The 2,955-nt window shown below is 61.1% G+C and carries 3 protein-coding genes; all 3 read right to left on the bottom strand.

What is annotated here, in order from left to right; translation table 11 throughout:
- Positions 1-94: 94 nt before the first annotated feature.
- The 3 genes from ACREC7_RS16200 to ACREC7_RS16190 all read right to left on the bottom strand — a co-directional run bounded on the left by ACREC7_RS16200 (position 95) and on the right by ACREC7_RS16190 (position 2,947).
- Positions 95-1,246: a UxaA family hydrolase gene (locus ACREC7_RS16200; RefSeq protein ID WP_431556721.1), complete on the bottom strand. Its 1,152-nt coding sequence runs from the start codon at positions 1,244-1,246 to the stop codon at positions 95-97.
- 95 nt (positions 1,247-1,341) lie between these two features.
- The gene (locus ACREC7_RS16195; RefSeq protein WP_431556719.1) at positions 1,342-1,629 is read right to left on the bottom strand and encodes a UxaA family hydrolase; all 288 of its coding nucleotides are present in this window, start codon (positions 1,627-1,629) and stop codon (positions 1,342-1,344) included.
- A 172-nt stretch (positions 1,630-1,801) separates the two neighbouring features.
- The gene (locus ACREC7_RS16190; protein WP_431556720.1) at positions 1,802-2,947 is read right to left on the bottom strand and encodes an IS4 family transposase; all 1,146 of its coding nucleotides are present in this window, start codon (positions 2,945-2,947) and stop codon (positions 1,802-1,804) included.
- Positions 2,948-2,955: the final 8 nt, after the last annotated feature.

Below are 2,955 nucleotides of genomic sequence, written 5' to 3'. Positions count from 1 at the left end.
GGCGAGGGAAGGGGGTCCATGGATTCCCTTCCCCTCGCGATGTGTGCACATCGCTCGGCCGGGAATGACACCTAGTAGGACGCGAGGACATAGACTAGGCGCTGCGATAGAGCTTGGTCAGCACGAACTCGCGGTGGCCCAAGGCTTCGGCGGCGGTCAGCCGCCCGTTCGCCGTGCGCGCGATGATGTCGATCAGCATGTCGCCCGCTTCGGGGATGGTGATCTCGCGCCTTATGATGCCGGAGATGTCGAGATCGATATGCTCAGACATCGTGCGCACGGTCTTGGGATTGCCGGTCAGTTTGATCACGGGGAGGATCGGATTGCCGATCACGTTGCCCTGGCCGGTCGGGAAGCAGTGCACGACATAGCCCGCCGCCGCCATCAACGTGACGCACTCCGCCGCCGCCGATGACGTGTCCATGAAATACAGCCCGGGCCCCTTGCGCGGCACTTCGGCGGGCTCGAGCACGTCGATATACCGGCACTCGCGCCCGATCTTCTCCAGATTGCCGAGCGCCTTTTCCTCGATCGTGGTCAGCCCGCCCGCGATGTTGCCCTTGGTCGGCTGGGACTCGGAGAGGTCGTCCGTCTTGTGCGCCTCGATCACGTCGTTCTGATAGGCCTTCCACACTTTGTACCACTTGTTCCCGACCCGCGGGTTGATCGCGCGCGCCTTCGCGAGGTCCTCGGCCCCGGTGATCTCGGAGGTCTCGCCGAACACGCCGTAGACGCCGTTGGGGATCAGCTTGTCGTACATGTTGCCGACGGTCGGGCACGAGGCGAGACCGGTCGTGGTGTCCGACTCGCCGCATTTGGCCGAGATCCACAGTTCGGAGAGATCGCACTCCTCGCGCTTCAGCTCCGAGGCCGCTTGCAGAAAGTCCTTCGCCGCGCGCGAGGCCTTGGCCACCGTCATGATGTCGCCGGTGCCTTCGATGCCGAAGCCGACGACGGGCTTTCCGGTCTTCCTGATGCCGTCGACCACGCGCTTGGTCCAGCCTTCCTCGATGCCGATGACAACGACGGCCGCGACATTGGGATTGGCGCCCGTGCCGATCAGGGTGCGGAAGAGAAGCTGCAGGTCTTCGCCGAATTGCAGACGGCCATAGGCGTGCGGGATCGCCATCACGCCCTTGATGTTGTTGGCCACTCCTTCGGCTGCGGCATTGGAGAGGTCGTCCAGCGGCAGCACGATCACGTGGTTTCGTACGCCCACACGGCCGTTCGCGCGCCGCCAGCCCATGATCTTGGGCAATCCCTGTCTCTTCGTTGCCTTGCCGCCTGTCCGCCGAAGTCCAACGGACGAAGGCGGATTCTTCTTCGCTGTTTTCGCCATCGCTACCACCGCTTGGTCTTGAGATTTTGGACGTGCACGTGCTCGCCCTGTTTGATGTTCGCCACGGCCTTGCCGATGTCGTGGCCGTATTTCCACACCGTGTCGCCCTTCTTGATGTCGCCGAGCGCGATCTTATGCCCGATCGGCACGTCCATCAGGCTCTTCATGCGGAACGACGAATTGTCCGCCGTCACCACGCACAGCATGTCGGTTCCGGCTTTCAGATCCTCGACTACGACCACGCCGACCGAATCCTTCTTGTCGTGCACGAGCAGATGCGGCGCCTTCATGCCCCCTCCAGATGTCGATGTCGCCCTATGAGGACGGGTTCATAAGACATCGCGGAGGAGAGTCAACTTTTGCGGGCAAACCCATCGCAATCCGCGATCGATCGCTGTGTTCAGCGCATACCGCGAACACTTCTTTCCTCCCCCGTTTACGGCACGGCTGTCCGGGGAAAGTTCACGCATAGCAGAAATGCAATTGGTCTGGGGAGTGTTTTGGTCGTCGCTTGGCTGGATTGACGTCGGGTGGTTTGTCGATTTGCTCGATTTTGGCGCGGGTGAAGAGGCGCGCGCAGAGGAGATCGGCGAAGCGGATGATCGGTACTTTGAGGCGGCTTTGGCGCGCGACGATGCGCAGAAGCACATAGGCGATCATGGCAGCAAGAATCTGCAGGCGGATGGCATTCTCATTGCGGCCGAAGAAGGTCCTGATCTTGAGGTGCTGTTTGATCCACCGGAACAGGAGCTCGATCTGCCAGCGCTTTTTGTAGAGCGCGGCGATCTCGACGGCGGAGCGCCTAAGATCGTTGGTTATGAGGACCAGCACTCCTCCGTCCTCGCGCTTGACGCGCACGCGGCGCATGACAATGGGAAGCCGAGAAGCGTTTTTGCTGATAAGCCTCACCTCCTGGTCCTTGAGGATTTTGAAACCATCACCTTTGCGCTTTATGAGAGCTCTTCGCCGTGTAACCTTGTACCGCGCGTTGATCTTGCTGCGGGTGACGAACTGCGCCCCAGCCTGATGGATGTCCATCCACCAATCATAGCTGCAATAAGCCTTATCGTAGATGTAGGCATGGCCAGCTTCGATCGGCACTTGCCGGCCAACCTCCACGTCGTTGACGTTGACATGGGTGATGTCGAGGCGCGTGGGATTGTCGGCGGCCGGATCGTAGACGACGTGCAGCTTGAGCCCGCGCGCACGCCCGTTCCACTTGGCCCAGGTCACGAGCTGGCCCAGCGGAATCGGCGTCGCATCGATCAGCCGCAGCATCTCATCGCTCTCCCGCCTAAGCAGTCCAGAGGCTTGGCCCGAGAGCATCGAAAAGGTCTCGATGAAAATCGCGGTCGGACGGCGGACATTCGCATCTGCCAATGTCGAGCGCGACAGCTTACCCACGCCCAAATGGTAATGATGGTGCGCATGGGCGTTCCACACCGTCTCAAGGCCGCGCAGGCCGTCAATTCCGCCAAGCTGCGCATAGATCAGCACCGCCAGATGGTCCCAACTCTTGAACCGCTTGTCGTAGGCATTGCCGTCGTGACGATCCACAACCCCGTTGAACCAGCGCCGCGAGATCGGTTCCAGCAGATGCCCAAAAATGCTATCGC

Source organism: Methyloceanibacter sp. (assembly GCF_050728395.1).
In the GTDB taxonomy this organism is placed as follows: Bacteria; Pseudomonadota; Alphaproteobacteria; order Rhizobiales; family Methyloligellaceae; genus Methyloceanibacter.
The sequence above is the reverse complement of the archived record's forward strand: the minus strand, read 5'-3'. Positions and strand labels throughout refer to the sequence as shown.

What these genes read in the sequence shown, in the direction of transcription:
- ACREC7_RS16200 (WP_431556721.1), bottom strand. Translation starts at nt 1,246, where the DNA reads ATGGGCTGGCGGCGCGCGAACGGCCGTGTGGGCGTACGAAACCACGTG.
- ACREC7_RS16195 (WP_431556719.1), bottom strand. Translation starts at nt 1,629, where the DNA reads ATGAAGGCGCCGCATCTGCTCGTGCACGACAAGAAGGATTCGGTCGGC.